The organism is Nocardioides alkalitolerans, assembly GCA_038184435.1.
Classification (GTDB): Bacteria; Actinomycetota; Actinomycetes; order Propionibacteriales; family Nocardioidaceae; genus Nocardioides; species Nocardioides alkalitolerans_A.
Genome location: CP116227.1, coordinates 3,115,038 through 3,131,470, shown reverse-complemented (window position 1 = coordinate 3,131,470; position 16,433 = coordinate 3,115,038). Strand labels below are relative to the sequence as shown.

The window sequence follows — 16,433 nt, the reverse complement described above, 5'->3', positions numbered from 1 at the left end:
AGCACGAGCACGGCCCGGCACCCTCGTGGGTGCCGGGCCGTGGTGCGTCGTACGGCGGGGTGGGATCAGCGCCCTCACGGCGCCCCGCGGTTCTCCTCCAGCCGGGGGAGCGCGTCGCTGAGCTCGTCGGCGACGAGGAGGTCCTTGCGCACCTGGCCGGCGCGGTACGACGCGCGGCCGGCCATGTGCGACGCCACGGGGGCCGTCACCATCTGGAACACCGCGACCAGCGCGAGGATGGCGATGGCGGACGGTTCGCGGAGCCGGAGGGCGAGGCCGAGGACCACGAGCAGCAGGCCGAGCACCTGCGGCTTCGTCGCCGAGTGCATGCGGGTGAGCAGGTCGGGGAAGCGGAGCAGCCCGATCGCGGCGATGAGCGAGAGCACGGCGCCGGCGAGCAGGAGCACGCCGGCGGCGACGTCGAGCACGGTGGTGACGGTCATCGGTTCATCCTCCGGCGGCGCAGGCTGTGCTCGCGGAGGCTCCGCTCGCGGCGGTTGGCCACCCCGCGGGCGCGGTTGACGGGATCGTCGGACTCCTCGGCCTCCACGTCGTCGCTCCCGGGCGAGAACCGGGCGACGCTCACCGAGCCGACGAAGCCGAGCAGCGTCGCGACGAGGAGGAGCGGCATGGTCTCGGAGTTGCGGTCGATCGCGGCCTCGACGGCGATGGCGCAGATGCTGATGGCGATCAGCACGTCGAAGGCGATGGCGCGGTCGAGGGTGGTGGGGCCGAGCGTCATCCGGATGACGACCAGGAGCGCGGACACCCCCAGCAGCACCCCGCAGATGATCAGCGGGACGGTCATGAGACGGCCTCCTCGAGGTCCTCGTCGCTCACCTTGAAGGCCCGGTGGACCCGGGCCTCCTGCTCGAGCGCGTCGCGCCGTACCCGCTCGATGCCCGCCTCGTCGGTCACGTCGATCGCGTGCAGGAAGAGCGTGTGGCTCGCGCGGTGCGCCTCCACGACGACGGTGCCGGGCACCAGCGACAGGAGCTCGGCGACGACGGTCAGCACGAAGTCGGAGTCGGTCCGCAGCTTCACCTCGACCAGCGCGCTCGTCAGCGGCTTCGGCGGGAAGAGGGTCAGCCACGCGACCTGGAGGCTAGCGAGCAGCACGTCCCACAGGAAGCGGGCGAGCAGCACCAGCAGCGCCCAGGGGTGCACCCGCACCCGCATCCGCAGCGGCGGCAGCGGGAACACGAGGGACACCGAGACCGCGACCGCCACGCCGCCGAGCAGCGAGAACAGCGAGTACGAGCCCCACAGCACCCACCAGACGAGGGTCAGCACCAGCACCATCGGCCACTGCACGGAGCGGTAGCGGGCGGGCCGCTGCTTCCCGGACCGGGTGGTCTTCATCTGGGGGCTCACGGGGTGTCCTCCCCGAGCACGGAGGAGAAGTACGGCGTGCGCTCCATGAGGTCCTCCGCCGCCCGGTCGGTGAAGCCGAACAGGGGCCCGGCCACGAAGGTGATGACGATGCTGACGAGCACCAGCCCGGCGGCGGGTCCGACCATCGAGAAGGGCAGGCGGTCCGGCAGCGAGCCGTCCATGACGCGCTGGTAGAGGTCGCGGTCGGGCTCGTCGGCGTCGGCCACCCGCTTGGCCTCCGCGAGGTCGCGCTCGCCGAAGGCGACGGAGCCGACGTGCACGTGGCCGCGGTGGCGCACGAGCTGGGGGGTCGCGGCGTCCTCCTCGGTGTGGGCGTCGCCGGTGCCGGGGAGCAGCTTCATCATCTCGTGGGCCTGCTCCGGCGAGCGCCAGAAGGCGAGCGCCCAGGTCTTCGCCACGGCGTACAGGGTGAGCAGGCTGGTGAGGGTGCCGCCGGCGACGAGCACGAGGGCGAGCCACGACCCCTCCGCGAGACCGGCCTGCAGCAGGCCGACCTTGCCGAGGAAGCCGGACAGCGGCGGGATCCCGGCGAGGTTCATCGCCGGGATGAAGAACAGCACGCCCAGCACCGGGGCGAAGCGGGCGAGCCCGCCCAGCCGGAGCAGCGCCGTGCTGCCCGCGCGGCGCTCGATGAGGCCCAGCACCAGGAAGAGCGCGGTCTGGATGGTGATGTGGTGCGCGACGTAGAAGATCGCGCCCGAGAGCCCCGTCTTCGTGGCGAGCGCGACGCCGAAGATCATGTAGCCGATGTGGCTGACCAGCGTGAAGGACAGCATGCGCTTGATGTCCGACTGCGCGATCGCGCCGAGGATGCCGATCACCATCGTCAGCAGGGCCGCCCACAGGAGCAGGTCGGTGAGCGGGCTGCCGGGGAAGATCAGCGTCTGCAGCCGGATGATGGCGTAGACGCCGACCTTCGTCAGCAGGCCCGCGAACACCGCGGTGACGGGCGCCGGCGCGGTCGGGTAGCTGTCGGGCAGCCACAGCGACAGCGGGAACACGGCGGCCTTGATGCAGAACGTCACGAGCAGCAGCAGCTGCAGCGTCAGCGCGACGTGGTCGGGAAGGTCGTCCACCCGCTGCGCGATCTGGGCCAGGTTGAGGGTGCCCACCGCGGCGTACACGGCCGCCAGGGCGACGAGGAACAGCATCGAGGACAGCACGTTGACGACGACGTAGATCGTGCCCGCCCGGATGCGGGCCGCGGTGCCGCCCAGCGTCAGCAGCACGTAGCTGGAGAACAGCAGCATCTCGAAGCTGACGAACAGGTTGAACAGGTCACCGGCCAGGAAGGCGTTGGAGACGCCGGCGACCAGCACCATGAAGGTCGGGTGGTAGATCGAGACGGGGGTCTCCGACTCGTCGCCGGTCATGCCCTGACCGATGGAGTACAGGAGGACGGCGAGCGTCACGATCGCCGACACGAGCAGCATGAGCGCGGCGAGGCGGTCGGCGACCAGCGCGATGCCGATCGGCTTCCACTCGCCCAGCCACACGACCTGCGGTCCGTCCTGGTCGGCGGCGACGAGCAGCACGGCCGCGATGACCACGATGGCGGCGAGCACGCCGACGGTGATGGCCCGCTGCGCCCGCGGGCGCTTCGACAGCATGAGCGCCGCCCCGGCCCCCAGGAGGGGGAGGAGGACGGGCAGCGGCACGAGCGCGGTCATGCGCCCTCCTCCACGGGGTCGTCCTCGTGCTGACCCGACGTGCTCAGGTCGTAGCTGTCGGAGTTGGCGTCGTCGATGGCGAGCTTGCGGATGGCGGAGTCCTCCACGTCGTCCTGGACGTCGTCGTTGCCGTTGAGCTGCCAGGACCGGTGGGCCATGGCGAGCAGGAACGCGACCGTGCCCAGGGTGATGACGATCGCGGTGAGCACGAGGGCCTGCGGGAGCGGGTCCGCCATGTCCGCGGGGTCGGAGCTGCCGACGATCGGCGAGGTGCCGGCCCGACCGCTCGCCACGAGGAACATGACGTTGACGCCGTTGCTGATGAGCACCAGCCCGACGAGCACGCGCGTCAGGCTGCGCTCGAGCAGCAGGTAGACGCCCGCGCCCATGAGGGCGGCGACGACCACGAGGAGCGTGAGGTTGACCTGCATCAGTGCACCCCTCCGGTCGCACGGGAGACGGAGTCGTCCTCGCGCTCGGCCCGCAGGATCTGCCGGTCGAGCCGTGACCCGAACGTGCGGAGCAGGTCGAGGATGAGGCCGACGACGACCAGGTAGACCCCGATGTCGAAGACCACCGAGGAGACGAGGTGGGGCTCGCCCAGGAAGCCCAGGTCGACGTACACGTCGTAGGACTGCAGGACGGTGCCCCCGAAGGCCATCGGCGCGAGGCCCGCGACGGTGGCGATGAAGAGCCCGGTGCCGATGAGGATGCCGGCGTCGATCGGTGCCGCCTCGTCGAGCTCGTACCGGCCGCCCGCCAGGTAGCGGATCATGAGCGCCAGGCCGGTCACCATGCCGGCCGCGAACCCGCCGCCCGGCGTGTTGTGGCCCGCGACGAGCAGGTAGATCGCGAACACCATGATCATGTGGAACACGAGGCGGGTGACCACCTCGAAAATGATCGAGCGGCGGTCGGGGCTCAGCGTGCGGGGGCCGGGCAGCCACACGCGGCGCCCGGGCTTGGTGGGCTGCTTCTCCACGCCCTGGGGGTAGGGGATGTCGGCGACCCGGCGGATGCCCGACATGCGCGTGTCGAGGAAGATCAGGCTCGCCACGCCGGTCGCCGCGGCCACGAGCACCGAGATCTCGCCCATCGTGTCCCAGGCGCGCATGTCGACGAGCGTGGTGTTGACGATGTTCTTGCCGTAGGCGAAGTCGACCGACGCCGCGGGGAAGGCCTCCGAGACCGGCGTGGCCGTGCGCGCCGCGGCGGCCACCATCACGAAGACCGCGGCGGCCGTGCCGAACAGCGCGGCCAGCGCCACCCGCCAGTAGCGGCGGCGCGTCAGCGGCCGGTTGGTGAAGTACTCGGGCAGGCGCCGCAGCACCAGCACGAAGACGACGAGGGTGACCGTCTCGACGAGCACCTGGGTGAGGGCGATGTCGGGTGCGCCCTGGACGAGGAAGAGCAGGCCGCAGCCGTAGCCCGTGACGCCCGCCAGGATCACCGCCCGCAGACGCCGGCGCGACCGCACCGTCGCGATCGCCGCGGCGACGATGACGGCGCCGATGATGGGCTGGGCCAGGCGGTCGTAGCCGACCAGCTCGATCCGCGACCCCTCGTCGAGCAGGGCCCGCACCGCGGCGTACCCGGGCAGGGCGAGCACCACCAGCAGGATGATCGCGAGGTAGTTCGCGACCGAGCCGCGCTGGAACGATCCGGTCACCTCGACGGCCGAGCGGTCGACGGCCCGCATGCCGAAGCGGTAGACGCCCTCGGCCGTGACCGGCAGCGCCGTGCGGGCCTGGAAGCGGCAGAGCGGCTCGCGCACCAGGAAGAGCCCGATGCCCACCACGATCGCGACGACGGAGAACAGGAGCGGGAGGCCGAAGCCGTGCCAGAGCGCGAGGTACTCCTCGTGGGAGCCCGGCACCAGGGTGTCGGCGTACGGCGCGAACGCGGTCGTCAGCGGAGCGCCGGCGAAGCCCGCGCCCAGGCACAGGGCGGCGAGCAGCACCGGGGAGACGGTGAAGGCCGGGTGGGGCGCCTTGACGACGGTGGGCTCCACCCCGGGCTTGCTCGCGAAGGCGCCCCACAGGAAGCGCACGGTGTAGCCCACCGTCAGCGCCGATCCGGCGACGAGGCCGGCGACGACGAGCCAGCCCGCCCAGCCGGGCACGCCCGCCGTCTCGCCGTGCGCCAGCTCGAGGAGCGCGGCGAAGACGGACTCCTTGCCGACGAAGCCGAGCAGGGGCGGCAGGCCGGCCATGGAGGCGCCGGCGATGACGCCGGCCGCGGCGACGGCGGGCATCGCGCGGCCGACGCCGGACAGCTCGCGCAGGTCACGCGTGCCCGTCTGCTTGTCGACGATGCCGACGACGAGGAACAGCGGCGCCTTGAACAGCGCGTGCGCCAGGAGCATCGCCAGGCCGGCGAGGGCGGCAGTGCGGGAGCCGATCGCGAAGACGACGGTGAGGAAGCCGAGCTGGCTGACCGTGCCGTAGGCCAGGAGCAGCTTGATGTCGCGCTGCCGCAGCGCCCGCCAGCCGCCGATCAGCATGGTGACCGTGCCGAGGGTGAGCAGCGACAGGTGCCAACCGGGCACGCCGGCGAAGGCCGGGGCGAGCAGGGCGACGAGGTAGATGCCGGCCTTCACCATCGAGGCGGCGTGCAGGTAGGCGCTGACCGGCGTCGGGGCCGCCATGGCGCCGGGGAGCCAGAAGTGGAAGGGGAAGATCGCCGACTTGCTGACCGCGCCGACGAGCATCAGCAGCACGGCGACGGTCACCGCCGGGCCCGACGGCGGGTCGGCGAGGATCCCGGTGATGCGGAAGGTGCCGGCCTCCTGCCCGAGCAGCAGCATGCCGACGAACATGACGAGCCCGCCGAGCGTCGTGACGATGAGGGCCTCCATCGCGGCCAGGCGGCTCGCGCGCTTCGTCGGCTCGAAGCCGATGAGCAGGAAGGAGAAGATCGTCGTGAGCTCCCAGAACACGAAGAGCACCAGCAGGTCGTCGGCCAGGACGAGGCCGAGCATGGCGCCGACGAAGGCCGTGAAGCTCGTCGTGAAGATGACGAGACCGGGGTCGCCGTCCTTGAAGTACCAGGCGCAGTAGGTCATCACCAGCACGCCGATGCCGGCGACGATGAGGAGCATCACCCACTGCAGCGTGCTCACCGCGAAGGCCAGCTCGAGCCCGATCGAGGGCACCCAGTCGACGACGGAGGTGACGGTGCCGCCGTCCTTCACGTCGTCGTAGAGCGTCAGTGCCCAGACCGTGGTCGCCGCCGGGAGGAGCGCCAGCACGAGGAACGCGCGGCGTCCGACGAGGCGGACGAGGGCAGGGGCGGCCGCGGCGGCGATGAAGTGGGCGACGGCGACTGCGAGCAAATGCACGGCCTTCGTGGTCGGTGCTGGTCGCGGGCAGGCGTCAGCAAGGGCGGAACGGAGGTCGGGACTCCCCGATTCTAGGGGACGCGTCCAGTCACTCCCCGCGCGGTTCAGACGGGCTGCAGCGCCAGGCGCAGGGCGATCGCCAGCATGACGACACCGACCAGGGCCTCCAGCACGCGCCACGTGCCGGGGCGCTCGAGCAGCCGGTGGGCGCGACCTGCGCCGTACCCGAGTCCCGTGAACCACAGGACGCTCGCCAGCACCGCCCCGCCCGCGAACCACCAGCGGAGCCCGGGGCCCTCCTGCTGGGCGACGGAGCCGAGCATGAGCACCGTGTCGAGGTAGACGTGCGGGTTGAGCCAGGTGAGGGCGGCGGCGGTCGCGACCGTCCGGCCGACGCCGCGCCCGGCGGCGGTCGCGGGGTCGAGAGCCGTGGGGCGTACGGCGCGGCGCAGCGCCAGCAGCCCGTAGGCCGTGAGGAAGGCGACCCCGCCCCAGCGCAGCACGTCCACGACGGCCGGCGCGAGCGCCACCAGCGTGCCGATCCCGGCGACGCCCGCGACGATCAGCACCGCGTCGGAGGCCGCGCACACCGCCACCACCGGGCCGACGTGGCGTCGCAGCAGGCCCTGGCGCAGCACGAACGCGTTCTGCGCGCCGATCGCGACGATGAGACCGAGCCCGGTGAGGAGCCCGGTCGCGGCGGCGACGGCGGTCGTGGTGGCGTCCATGGGGCCGACGCTAGGCAGCGCGGCTTCTGAAGGGAAGCGAAAGAATCTGCACGAGCATTAGCATTGCTTCATGTACGCCCCGGCCCAGCTCGCCGCCCTCGTCGCCGTCGTCGAGGCCGGCACCTTCGACGCTGCGGCCCGCGCGCTCCACGTGACGCCGTCCGCCGTGAGCCAGCGGATCCGTGCCCTGGAGACCCAGGTCGGGCAGGTCGTCGTCTCCCGGAGCGTGCCGTGCCGCGCGACGCCCACGGGGGAGGTGCTCGTGACGCTCGGGCGCCAGACCGCGCTCCTCGCCGCCGAGGCCGACCGCCGGCTGGGCGGGGACTCCGACGTCCTGCGCGCCGCCGTGGCCGTCAACGCCGACTCGCTCGCCACCTGGTTCCACGAGGTGCTCGGGGTCGCGGCGGGGTGGGAGCGCGTCGCGCTGGAGGTGTACGTCGAGGACCAGGCCCACACGCTCCGGCTGCTCCGGCAGGGGCGGGTGCTCGCCGCGGTCACGTCCGACCCCACCCCGGTGCAGGGCTGCTCGGTGCGGGCGATCGGCGGCCTCCGCTACCACCCCGTCGTGGCCCCGGCGGTGCTCGAGCGGGCCACCGTGGACGGGCGGCTCGACTGGTCGCGGCTGCCGCTCGTGCGCTTCAACGAGCTCGACGACCTGCAGCACGAGATCGTGGCCGCCGCGGGGGCGACGCCGCCGGAGGTCGTGCACCGGGTGCCGACGACGGCCGACATGGCCGAGGCCGTGCGCCGCGGGCTCGGCTGGGGCATGTTCCTCGACGGCCAGCTGGGTGACGCGCTGGAGCGCGGGCGGCTCGTGCGCCTGCCGGCCGATCCGGTCGTCGTACCCCTGTTCTGGCAGCGCTGGCGCGTCGCCTCCGCCCTGCTCGACCGGCTGACCGACGCGGTCGTGGCGGCGGCCGGGGCGGCCTCCTGAGCGACGTCCGCACGACCCCGTCTCCTCCGGAAGGAGGAGGCGCGGTGAGCACCCGCGCCCGATGCCCGGGAGGGGGTCGCGGGACGAGGGTCGGAGCATGGACACGACACCCCGATCCCGCACCCCGATCCGGTCGGCGGCGACGGCCCTCGCCGCCGCCGGCCTCCTCGCCCTGACCGCGTGCGGCGGCAGCGCCGGCAGCGAGGCGCAGGCCCCCGCGCCCCGCCCGGTCGACCAGCCCGCCGACGCCCACCCGCTCACCGCCACGGACGTCGACGCCTGGCTCGACGGCTACGTGCCGGCCGCCCTCGACCGCGAGGGCATCCCCGGCGCCGCCGTCGCGGTCGTGCACGACGGCGAGGTGGTCAGCGCCCGGGGCTTCGGCTGGGCCGACCGCGACGACCGCGTGCCGGTCGACCCCGACGCCACGCTCTTCCGCATGGGCTCGATCTCCAAGACGGTCACCGCGACGGCCGTGATGCAGCTCGTCGAGGCCGGCGAGGTGGACCTCGACACCGACGTCGCGACCTACGTCGACGTCGACCTCGAGCGACCCGTCACCCTGCGTCACCTCCTCACCCACACCGGCGGCTTCGAGGAGCGGGTCGCCGGCCTCATCGCGGGCCCGGACGCCTCGGTCGACCTGCGGGAGGCGATGACGACGGACCCGCCGGAGCAGGTCTACGAGCCGGGCACCACGCCGGCGTACTCCAACTACGGCAACTCCCTCGCCGGCCTCGTCGTGGAGGAGGTGAGCGGCGAGCCGTTCGAGGACTACGTCGCCGACCACGTGCTCGCCCCCGCCGGCATGACGTCGTCGACCTTCGCCCAGCCGCTGCCGGCAGACCTCGCGGACCGCCTCGCGGCGGGGTACGCCGCGCCCACCGGCCCGGCGAGCGAGTTCGAGACGGTCGGCACGGCGCCGGCCGGGGCGATGACGGCCTCGGCGAGCGACATGGCCCGCTACATGGTGGCCCAGCTCGACGACGACGGCCCGCTGCTCGAGGAGGCCACGCGCGCCGAGATGTTCGCGCCCGCCCTCGGCGAGGACGAGCTCGGCGGTCTCGCGCGGGCGAACCGCATGACGCTCGGCTGGTTCGACCGCAGCCGGGGCGGCCACCGGGTCGTCGAGCACGGCGGCGACACGATCGTCTTCCACACCGACCTGGCCCTGTGGCCCGAGGACGGCTCGGGGATCTTCGTCGCGATGAACGGCACGGGCCGTGAGGCGACGTCGACGCTCGAGCTGCGGCAGGGCCTGCTCGAGGGGTTCGCCGACCGCTACCACCCGGGTGACGAGCCGGCGCCCGCCGACGACCTCGACCCGGACCGTGCCGCCGAGCAGGCGGAGGCCCTGGCGGGGAGCTGGGAGCCGTCGCGCACGATCCGCAGCAACTTCCTCGCCGCGGCGTACGCCACCGGCAGCACGACCATCACCGCCGAGGAGGACGGGCGCGTGCTCGTCTCCCCGGGCCCGAACGCGGCGGAGCCGGTGCTCTTCGAGCCGGTCGACGACTGGACGTGGCGCGAGGTCGGCGGCAGCAGCACCATCGCGGCCCGCGTCGTGGACGGCGAGGTCGAGGCGGTCGGCTACGACTCCGCGTTCGCCTTCCTGCCCGTCCCCGCCGACCGCGCGGCCGCCGTGCCGGTGCTCGGGGCCTCGCTGCTCGTGCTCGTCGCCGCCGGCCTCACCGGGGCCGTGGCCGCGGTCGTGCGGTGGGTCCGCCGACGCCGCGGCGCGGAGGCGCCGGCCCGCACCCGCACCGAGCGCGTCCTGCGCCTGCTCACGGGCGCCGGCGTCGCGAGCGCCGTGCTCGCGGCCGTGGGCTGGGTCGTGGTGGTCACCGGGGTGATGGGCTTCGCCCCGCCGTCGACGGGTGTCATCCGGGGCGTGCAGCTGCTCCAGCTCCTCGCCCTGCTCGCGGTGGTCCCCGCGGCGTGGCGGGCCGTCGACGCCGTACGCCGCCGGCGCGGCCTGCTCCGGGTGCTCGGCCCGATCGCCGTGACGCTGGCCCTGGTCGGCCTGGGCTGGGTGGCGGTGTCGCTGCGGCTCCTCGCGCCCGACATCACCTACTGAGCCCGCCCGATCGCAACAGCCCTAGCCTCGGACCCGACCCAGGAGGACCGCCCCATGACGACCACCGCCCGCGACGCCCTGCTCACCGCGGCCGTCGCCGCGCTCACCGCGGTCGCGCTGCCCGCCGTGGTCCTCCTGGGGGCGGCCTCCGGGGAGACGGTCCCGGGCGCGGGCGCGACCGCGGTGCTCACAGCGGTGTGCGTGGTGCAGTGCCTGCCGCTGCTCGTCCGACGCAGCCATCCCCGGGCCTGCCTGCTCCTCGTGGCGGCGCTCCAGGTGGCCGTCGTAGCGGCCAGCCCGGACGACGTCGGGGCCCGGGGCGCGGCGCCGCTGCTCGCGGCGTACGCCGTCGGGTCCCTGCTCCCCGAGCGGGTCGCCGCGCGCGCCGTGCTGGCCGCGGTGCTCGTCGAGCTCGTCGGCACGCTCGCCGTCACGGTGGGCACCGGCGGGGTCGTCACCGGCCTCGTGGGCGTGGTGGGCGGGACGGTCACCTACGTCGCCGCCGCGCTCGTGGGGGCGCACGTGGCGACCCGTCGCCGGTACGCCGAGCTCGAGCGCCGCCGCGCCGCAGAGGCGGTCGCGGCGCAGGAGGACCGGGTGCGCTCGGCCGTCGCCGAGGTGCGGGCCGGGATGGCGCGCGAGCTCCACGACATCGCCGCCCACCACCTCTCCGCGATGGTCGTGCAGGCGACGGCCGCGTCCCGGTTGGTCGAGCGCGACCCGGCCGCCGCCCGGGAGGGGCTGCTCGCGATCCGCGCCCAGGGGCGCCGCACGCTCGAGGACCTGCGGATGCTCGTCGGCGTGCTGCGCGACCCGGACGGCGCCGAGGACGGCGCCCCGGTGCCGGGGCTCGGTGTGCTCGACGGCCTCGTCGAGCAGGCGCGGGCGCTGGGGGACGACGTGGTCGTCCACCGGACGGGGCACGCCGAGGACGCGGTGGGGCTCGGCCCGCTCGCGGACGTGACGGCCTACCGGGCGGTGCAGGAGGCGCTCTCCAACGCGCGGCAGCACGCGCCGGGCGCTCCCGTGGTGGTCGAGGTCGTGCGCGACGGCGACCGGGTCGTCGTGACCGTGGAGAACGGACCGGCTCCCGCCCCGCCGCTCGCCGGACGCCGCGCCGGCGAGGGCGTCGGGCTGCTCGGGATGCGGGAGCGGGTGCAGCTCGTCGGCGGCCGGCTCGACGTCGGCCCGACCCCCGCCGGAGGATGGCGGGTGCGGGTGGGGCTGCCGGTGGAGGTCCCGGTGGAGGTCCCGGTGGAGGTTCCGGTGGATCAGGAGGGGGAGCGGTGATCCGGGTGCTGCTGGTCGACGACCAGGCCGTGGTGCGGGCCGGGTTCGGGGTGATCCTCGCGGAGCAGCCCGACCTCGAGGTCGTCGGCGAGGCCGGCACGGGGCCGGAGGCGGTCGCCGCTGTCCGCCGCACCCGTCCCGACGTCGTCTGCATGGACGTGCGGATGCCGGGCGGCGACGGGCTGGCCGCGACCCGCACGATCGTGGCGGAGCACGGCGACGCCGCGCCCGCGGTGCTCGTCGTCACCACCTTCGACGTCGACGACTACGTGTTCGGGGCGCTCGAGGCCGGGGCCAGCGGGTTCGTGCTCAAGGACTGCGAGCCCGAGGAGCTCGTCGACGCCGTGCGGCGCCTGGCCGCGGGGGAGGGCCTGCTGCAGTCGGGCATCACCCGACGGGTCATCGAGGAGTTCGCGCGTCGGCGGGGCAGCGCGGCCGCCCCGGACCTGCCCGAGCCGCTGACGGAGCGCGAGACCGAGGTGGTGCGGCTGCTGGCCCAGGGCATGTCCAACGCGGAGATCGCCGCGGCGCTCGTCGTCGAGGTGACCACGGTGAAGTCCCACCTCGGGCGGGCGATGACGAAGATCGGCACGCGCGACCGCGTGCAGACCGTCGTGTGGGCGCACCGCCACGGCCTCGGGGGCTGAACGCGCGCCGTACCCGGGAACGACGACGGCCCCCGGGGATCCCGGGGGCCGTTGCCGTGGAACGTCAGGCGCGGATCAGAACGCGGCCTCGTCGAGGTCCATGATCGCGAGGTCGGTCGACTCGGCGATCTTCCGCTCGGCGGAGATGCGGGGGAGGTTCTGCTGCGCGAAGAACTGCGCGGCGGCGACCTTGCCCTCGTAGAACGCCTTGTCCTTGCCCGGGTCGCCGTCCAGCTTCGCGATCGCGACCTCGGCACCGCGGAGCAGCAGCCAGCCGCAGACCACGTCGCCGAGCGCCATGAGCAGGCGGCTGGTGTTGAGCGCGACCTTGTAGACGTTGCGGATGTCGCCGCCCGAGGACGCGTCCGCCGACATGAGGTCGTTGATCATGAGGCCGACCAGGGCGTTGGCGTCGTCGAGGGCGGTGGCGAGCAGCTCGCGCTCGTTCTTGAGGCGGCCGTTGCCGGCCTCGGACTCGATGAAACCCTTGATCTCGTTCGCCAGGTGGCCGAGGGCGCGGCCCTGGTCCTTGACGATCTTGCGGAAGAAGAAGTCCTGGCCCTGGATCGCCGTGGTGCCCTCGTAGAGCGTGTCGATCTTGGCGTCGCGCACGTACTGCTCGATCGGGTACTCCTGCAGGAAGCCCGAGCCGCCGAAGGTCTGCAGCGACTCCGTGCCCAGCAGCACCCAGGAGCGCTCCGAGCCGTAGCCCTTCACGATCGGCAGGAGCAGGTCGTTGACCGCCTCGGCCAGCTCGTCGCGCTCGCCGGCGGCCTCCGCGATCTGCACCTTGTCCTGCCACGACGCCGTGTAGAGCACGAGCGAGCGCATGGCCTCCGCCGACGCCTTCTGCGTCATCAGCGAGCGGCGCACGTCCGGGTGGTGGGTGATGGTGACGCGGGGAGCGGTCTTCGCCGAGTTGGTGAGGTCGGCGCCCTGCACGCGGCTCTTCGCGTAGTCCAGCGCGTTCAGGTAGCCGGTCGAGAGCGTGGCGATGGCCTTGGTGCCGACCATCATGCGGGCGTTCTCGATGACCTGGAACATCTGCGCGATGCCGTCGTGCACCTCGCCGAGCAGCCAGCCCTTCGCCGGCTCGCCGCCGCCGACCTGCGGGTCGCCGAAGGTGACCTCGCAGGTGTTGGAGACCTTGATGCCCATCTTGTGCTCGACGTTCGTCACGTAGACGCCGTTGCGCTCGCCGGTGAGCTCGCCGGTCTCGTGGTCGAAGTGGTACTTCGGCACGACGAAGAGGCTGAGGCCCTTCGTGCCGGGGCCGCCGACGCCCTCGACGCCGGCCGGGCGGGCGAGCACGAGGTGGATGATGTTGTCCTGCAGGTCGGACTCGGCCGACGTGATGAAGCGCTTGACGCCCGTGATGTTCCACGAGCCGTCCTCGTTGGGCGTGGCCTTGGAGCGGCCGGCGCCGACGTCGGAGCCCGCGTCGGGCTCGGTCAGAACCATGGTGGCGCCCCACTTCTTCTCCACCATCAGCTGCGCGATGCGCTTGTCGCGCTCGGTGCCGTTGCGGTGCACCACGCCGGCGAAGGCCGGGCCCGCGGCGTACATCCACACCGGGGCGTTCGCGCCGAGCACGAACTCGCCGAGCGCCCAGACGATGCTGGACGGCGCCTGCTGGCCGCCGAGGTCCTCGACGATCTGGAGGCGCCACCACTCGGAGTCCATCCAGGCGTCGTAGCTCTTCTTGAACGACTCCGGGATCGGGGCGGTGTGGGTCTCGGGGTCGAAGACCGGGGGGTTGCGGTCGGCGTCCTCGTAGGACGCGGCGAGGTCCTCGCGGCTGAGGCGCTCGACCTCGCGCAGGATCTCGCGCGCGGTCTCGCCGTCGAGCTCCGCGAACGGGCCGGTGCCCAGGATCTCGTCGCGCCCGAGCACCTCGAAGAGGTTGAACTCGATGTCACGCAGGTTGGTCTTGTAGTGGCTCACGGAACTCCACCTTCGTGCGGTCGGTTGGGCGCCAGCGGCGATCGCTACTGGCAAGTAACTTGAATGATCCGCCAGACCCGTCGTGGATTCAAGTCGTCGCGCCGATTCGTTCCGCGGATCACGTGCAGGCGGGGGCGGTTCCACGAAGTGGATGCCCCCGGCACGATCGAGACGCCTAACCTAGGTTTTCTTGTCGACTTGGGTGGCCGGGTCGAGATGGAGGAGCGGGATGAAGCAGCTGATCGTGCTGGGCGTGGTGGGGTTCCTCGCCCAGCTCGTCGACGGTTCCCTCGGGATGGCGTACGGCGTGACCTCGTCGACCCTCCTCCTCGCCGCGGGTGTCGCCCCGGCCGCCGCCTCGGCCGCCGTGCACTTCTCCGAGATCGGTACGTCGCTGGTCTCGGGCATCTCCCACCACAAGCTCGGCAACGTGGACTGGCGCACCGTCGCCATCCTGGCCGGGCCCGGTTTCGTCGGGGCCTTCGTCGGCGCGACCTTCCTCGTCAGCCTGCCGGCGGACACCGCGAAGCCGTGGGTCGCCGGCATCCTGCTCGTGCTCGGGCTCTACGTCGTCTACCGCTTCCTCGTGCTCCGCGGGCAGCGTCCCCAGTTCCGGGGTCGTCCGAGCGCGCGCTTCCTCGCGCCGATGGGCCTCTTCGGCGGCGCCCTCGACGCGATCGGCGGAGGCGGCTGGGGCCCGGTGGGCACGACCACGCTCCTCTCCTCGGGCCGTCTCGAGCCGCGCAAGGTCGTCGGCTCCATCGACACGTCGGAGTTCGTGGTCGCCGTCGGCGGCTCCCTCGGCTTCCTCGTGGGGCTGGGAGCCGCAGGCATCGACTGGGGCTACGCCCTCGCACTCCTCGCCGGCGGCGTCGTCGCGGCGCCGATCGCGGCGTACCTCGTCAAGATCCTGCCCGCGCGGGTCCTCGGCGTAGCGGCGGGCGGCCTCATCGTGCTCACCAACTCCACGACCATCGGCGGCACCCTCGGGCTCGTCGGCGCCCAGGTGGGCGCGCTGGCCGCGGTCGTGGGGGCGCTCTGGATCGCGGGGATCGTCTGGGCCGTCCGCGACGAGGTGGCCACCCGCCGCGCCGAGGCCGCGGCGGCGGAGTCGGCCGCGGACCTGCAGCCCGCCTGAGCGCGACGCGTGCCGGCGGCGCGCTTCTGACAGAATCGCGGCATGCGCGTCTCCGCGAAGTCCGACTACGCCCTGCGAGCCCTCCTCGAGATGGCCGTCGAGCGCGAGGACGGGCGCCCGGTGAGCGCGGAGGAGCTGGGTCGGCTCCAGGAGATCCCCCACGGCTTCCTGCAGGCGATCCTCGCCGACCTGCGGCGCGCGGGCATCGTCGTGTCGCAGCGCGGGCAGTACGGCGGGTGGCGGCTCCAGCGTCCCGCTGACGAGATCTCGGTGGCGGACGTCATCCGCGCGGTCGACGGCCCGCTCGTCTCCGTCTACGGCCTGCGCCCCGAGTCGGTGACCTACAACGACGCGGCCGCGGTGCTCCAGCACGTCTGGATCGCAGCGCGCTCGTCGCTCCGCGACGTCTTCGAGAACGTCACCATCGCGCACCTGTCGTCGGGCGACATGCCCGAGGTGGTCACGCGGCGGACCGCCGACGAGGACGCCTGGCAGACGCGCTGAGCGGCTAGACCTCGGGCTGGTCGCCGAACGGGTCGGTCAGCACCTCGGCGAGCGTCTCCACCACGGGCCGCAGCTCCCGCCAGTCGGCGCGCACGCGCTCCGCGAACCCCGGTACGCCGATGACCTCGGGCGCGAAGCCGTGGTCGCGCCCGAAGGTGAGCGAGCGGTGGCGCAGCAGCGCGATGCGGGGGTGGTCCTTCGCGAACCCGCGGGGGGCCGTCCTCAGCGTGTCGCCGCCGACCGTCCAGCCGCGGCGCTCGACCGCGGCCACGTCGTCGACGAGCGTCGGGCCGGTGGCGTCGTCCGCGACGTACGCCCGGAAGCGCGCGAGCGCGTCCGCCTCCGCGCGGTAGAAGCCCCCGCCCGTGCGCACGCCGGCGGCCGAGACCTGCACGTAGAAGCCGCAGGAGGGGCCGACGGCCACGAACGCGCCTTGGTGGGTCTTGTAGGGCGTCTTGTCGGTGCGGAAGCGCACGTCCCGGTAGGGCCGGAACACCTTCGCCGCGCCGAACTCGGCCTCGAGCGCGGCGGTGAGGGCCAGCATCGGGGCGCGGACGGCCGCGTCGTACTGCTCCTTGTGGGCCAGCCAGAAGGAGCGGGTGTTGTCGAGCTCGAGGTCGTCGTAGAAGTCGAGCGCGGCCTCGCCGAAGCCCTCGAAGGGGCGAGTCGTGGCAGACATGGAGCGGACGACGAGACTCGAACTCGCGACATCGACCTTGGGAAGGTCGCGCTCTACCAACTGAGCTACGTCCGCACGGCCGCCGCG

15 protein-coding genes and 1 tRNA gene are annotated in these 16,433 nt (G+C 73.3%); 6 read left to right on the top strand and 10 right to left on the bottom strand.

The annotated features are described in order from the left end of the window. Positions 1 to 74 precede the first annotated feature (74 nt). The 7 genes from mnhG to PIR53_14910 all read right to left on the bottom strand — a co-directional run bounded on the left by mnhG (position 75) and on the right by PIR53_14910 (position 7,133). Positions 75 to 443, bottom strand: a complete 369-nt coding sequence (mnhG, locus tag PIR53_14940) for a monovalent cation/H(+) antiporter subunit G (protein ID WZH51306.1) — start codon at positions 441 to 443, stop codon at positions 75 to 77. Further along, the gene (locus PIR53_14935) at positions 440 to 808 is read right to left on the bottom strand and encodes a monovalent cation/H+ antiporter complex subunit F (protein ID WZH51305.1); all 369 of its coding nucleotides are present in this window, start codon (positions 806 to 808) and stop codon (positions 440 to 442) included. Before PIR53_14935 ends, mnhG begins: the two co-directional genes overlap by 4 nt. Beyond that, positions 805 to 1,374 carry a Na+/H+ antiporter subunit E gene (locus PIR53_14930; protein ID WZH51304.1) on the bottom strand — a complete coding sequence of 190 codons (570 nt, stop codon included), beginning with the start codon at positions 1,372 to 1,374 and terminating at the stop codon, positions 805 to 807. Before PIR53_14930 ends, PIR53_14935 begins: the two co-directional genes overlap by 4 nt. Continuing rightward, positions 1,371 to 3,065 carry a Na+/H+ antiporter subunit D gene (locus tag PIR53_14925; protein WZH51303.1) on the bottom strand — a complete coding sequence of 565 codons (1,695 nt, stop codon included), beginning with the start codon at positions 3,063 to 3,065 and terminating at the stop codon, positions 1,371 to 1,373. Before PIR53_14925 ends, PIR53_14930 begins: the two co-directional genes overlap by 4 nt. Continuing rightward, positions 3,062 to 3,496 (bottom strand): Na(+)/H(+) antiporter subunit C, encoded by a 435-nt coding sequence (locus tag PIR53_14920; GenBank protein ID WZH51302.1) that lies wholly within the window; start codon positions 3,494 to 3,496, stop codon positions 3,062 to 3,064. The genes PIR53_14925 and PIR53_14920 overlap by 4 nt, the downstream gene beginning before the upstream one ends. Further along, entirely contained in the window at positions 3,496 to 6,405 is a 2,910-nt protein-coding gene (locus tag PIR53_14915) for a Na+/H+ antiporter subunit A (GenBank protein WZH51301.1), read from the bottom strand. Before PIR53_14915 ends, PIR53_14920 begins: the two co-directional genes overlap by 1 nt. 104 nt (positions 6,406 to 6,509) lie before the next feature. Beyond that, positions 6,510 to 7,133: a LysE/ArgO family amino acid transporter gene (locus tag PIR53_14910; protein ID WZH51300.1), complete on the bottom strand. Its 624-nt coding sequence runs from the start codon at positions 7,131 to 7,133 to the stop codon at positions 6,510 to 6,512. A 70-nt stretch (positions 7,134 to 7,203) separates the two neighbouring features. Between PIR53_14910 and PIR53_14905 the strand changes: the two genes are divergently transcribed. The 4 genes from PIR53_14905 to PIR53_14890 all read left to right on the top strand — a co-directional run bounded on the left by PIR53_14905 (position 7,204) and on the right by PIR53_14890 (position 12,081). Further along, positions 7,204 to 8,067 carry an ArgP/LysG family DNA-binding transcriptional regulator gene (locus tag PIR53_14905; GenBank protein ID WZH51299.1) on the top strand — a complete coding sequence of 288 codons (864 nt, stop codon included), beginning with the start codon at positions 7,204 to 7,206 and terminating at the stop codon, positions 8,065 to 8,067. A gap of 97 nt (positions 8,068 to 8,164) precedes the next feature. Further along, positions 8,165 to 10,144: a serine hydrolase gene (locus PIR53_14900; GenBank protein ID WZH51298.1), complete on the top strand. Its 1,980-nt coding sequence runs from the start codon at positions 8,165 to 8,167 to the stop codon at positions 10,142 to 10,144. A 54-nt stretch (positions 10,145 to 10,198) separates the two neighbouring features. After that, positions 10,199 to 11,434, top strand: a complete 1,236-nt coding sequence (locus PIR53_14895) for a histidine kinase (protein ID WZH51297.1) — start codon at positions 10,199 to 10,201, stop codon at positions 11,432 to 11,434. After that, entirely contained in the window at positions 11,431 to 12,081 is a 651-nt protein-coding gene (locus tag PIR53_14890) for a response regulator transcription factor (GenBank protein ID WZH51296.1), read from the top strand. The genes PIR53_14895 and PIR53_14890 overlap by 4 nt, the downstream gene beginning before the upstream one ends. A gap of 75 nt (positions 12,082 to 12,156) precedes the next feature. Here PIR53_14890 and PIR53_14885 read toward each other — a convergent pair whose 3' ends face one another. Beyond that, positions 12,157 to 14,025 carry an acyl-CoA dehydrogenase gene (locus PIR53_14885; GenBank protein WZH51295.1) on the bottom strand — a complete coding sequence of 623 codons (1,869 nt, stop codon included), beginning with the start codon at positions 14,023 to 14,025 and terminating at the stop codon, positions 12,157 to 12,159. A 229-nt stretch (positions 14,026 to 14,254) separates the two neighbouring features. Between PIR53_14885 and PIR53_14880 the strand changes: the two genes are divergently transcribed. Further along, entirely contained in the window at positions 14,255 to 15,163 is a 909-nt protein-coding gene (locus tag PIR53_14880) for a sulfite exporter TauE/SafE family protein (GenBank protein ID WZH51294.1), read from the top strand. Positions 15,164 to 15,205: 42 nt separating this feature from the next. After that, the gene (locus PIR53_14875; GenBank protein WZH51293.1) at positions 15,206 to 15,667 is read left to right on the top strand and encodes an Rrf2 family transcriptional regulator; all 462 of its coding nucleotides are present in this window, start codon (positions 15,206 to 15,208) and stop codon (positions 15,665 to 15,667) included. Between the two features lie 4 nt (positions 15,668 to 15,671). Here the strand turns inward: PIR53_14875 and PIR53_14870 are convergent, their stop codons facing one another. Together PIR53_14870 and PIR53_14865 are read right to left on the bottom strand one after the other, a co-directional pair. Beyond that, positions 15,672 to 16,346, bottom strand: coding sequence for a DUF2461 domain-containing protein (locus tag PIR53_14870; GenBank protein WZH51292.1), 675 nt, complete (start codon positions 16,344 to 16,346; stop codon positions 15,672 to 15,674). Further along, positions 16,346 to 16,421 (bottom strand) — tRNA-Gly (locus PIR53_14865). Before PIR53_14865 ends, PIR53_14870 begins: the two co-directional genes overlap by 1 nt. Positions 16,422 to 16,433: the final 12 nt, after the last annotated feature.

What these genes read in the sequence shown, in the direction of transcription:
- mnhG (WZH51306.1), bottom strand. Translation starts at nt 443, where the DNA reads ATGACCGTCACCACCGTGCTCGACGTCGCCGCCGGCGTGCTCCTGCTC.
- PIR53_14935 (WZH51305.1), bottom strand. Translation starts at nt 808, where the DNA reads ATGACCGTCCCGCTGATCATCTGCGGGGTGCTGCTGGGGGTGTCCGCG.
- PIR53_14925 (WZH51303.1), bottom strand. Translation starts at nt 3,065, where the DNA reads ATGACCGCGCTCGTGCCGCTGCCCGTCCTCCTCCCCCTCCTGGGGGCC.
- PIR53_14920 (WZH51302.1), bottom strand. Translation starts at nt 3,496, where the DNA reads ATGCAGGTCAACCTCACGCTCCTCGTGGTCGTCGCCGCCCTCATGGGC.
- PIR53_14910 (WZH51300.1), bottom strand. Translation starts at nt 7,133, where the DNA reads ATGGACGCCACCACGACCGCCGTCGCCGCCGCGACCGGGCTCCTCACC.
- PIR53_14905 (WZH51299.1), top strand. Translation starts at nt 7,204, where the DNA reads ATGTACGCCCCGGCCCAGCTCGCCGCCCTCGTCGCCGTCGTCGAGGCC.
- PIR53_14900 (WZH51298.1), top strand. Translation starts at nt 8,165, where the DNA reads ATGGACACGACACCCCGATCCCGCACCCCGATCCGGTCGGCGGCGACG.
- PIR53_14895 (WZH51297.1), top strand. Translation starts at nt 10,199, where the DNA reads ATGACGACCACCGCCCGCGACGCCCTGCTCACCGCGGCCGTCGCCGCG.
- PIR53_14880 (WZH51294.1), top strand. Translation starts at nt 14,255, where the DNA reads ATGAAGCAGCTGATCGTGCTGGGCGTGGTGGGGTTCCTCGCCCAGCTC.
- PIR53_14875 (WZH51293.1), top strand. Translation starts at nt 15,206, where the DNA reads ATGCGCGTCTCCGCGAAGTCCGACTACGCCCTGCGAGCCCTCCTCGAG.
- PIR53_14870 (WZH51292.1), bottom strand. Translation starts at nt 16,346, where the DNA reads ATGTCTGCCACGACTCGCCCCTTCGAGGGCTTCGGCGAGGCCGCGCTC.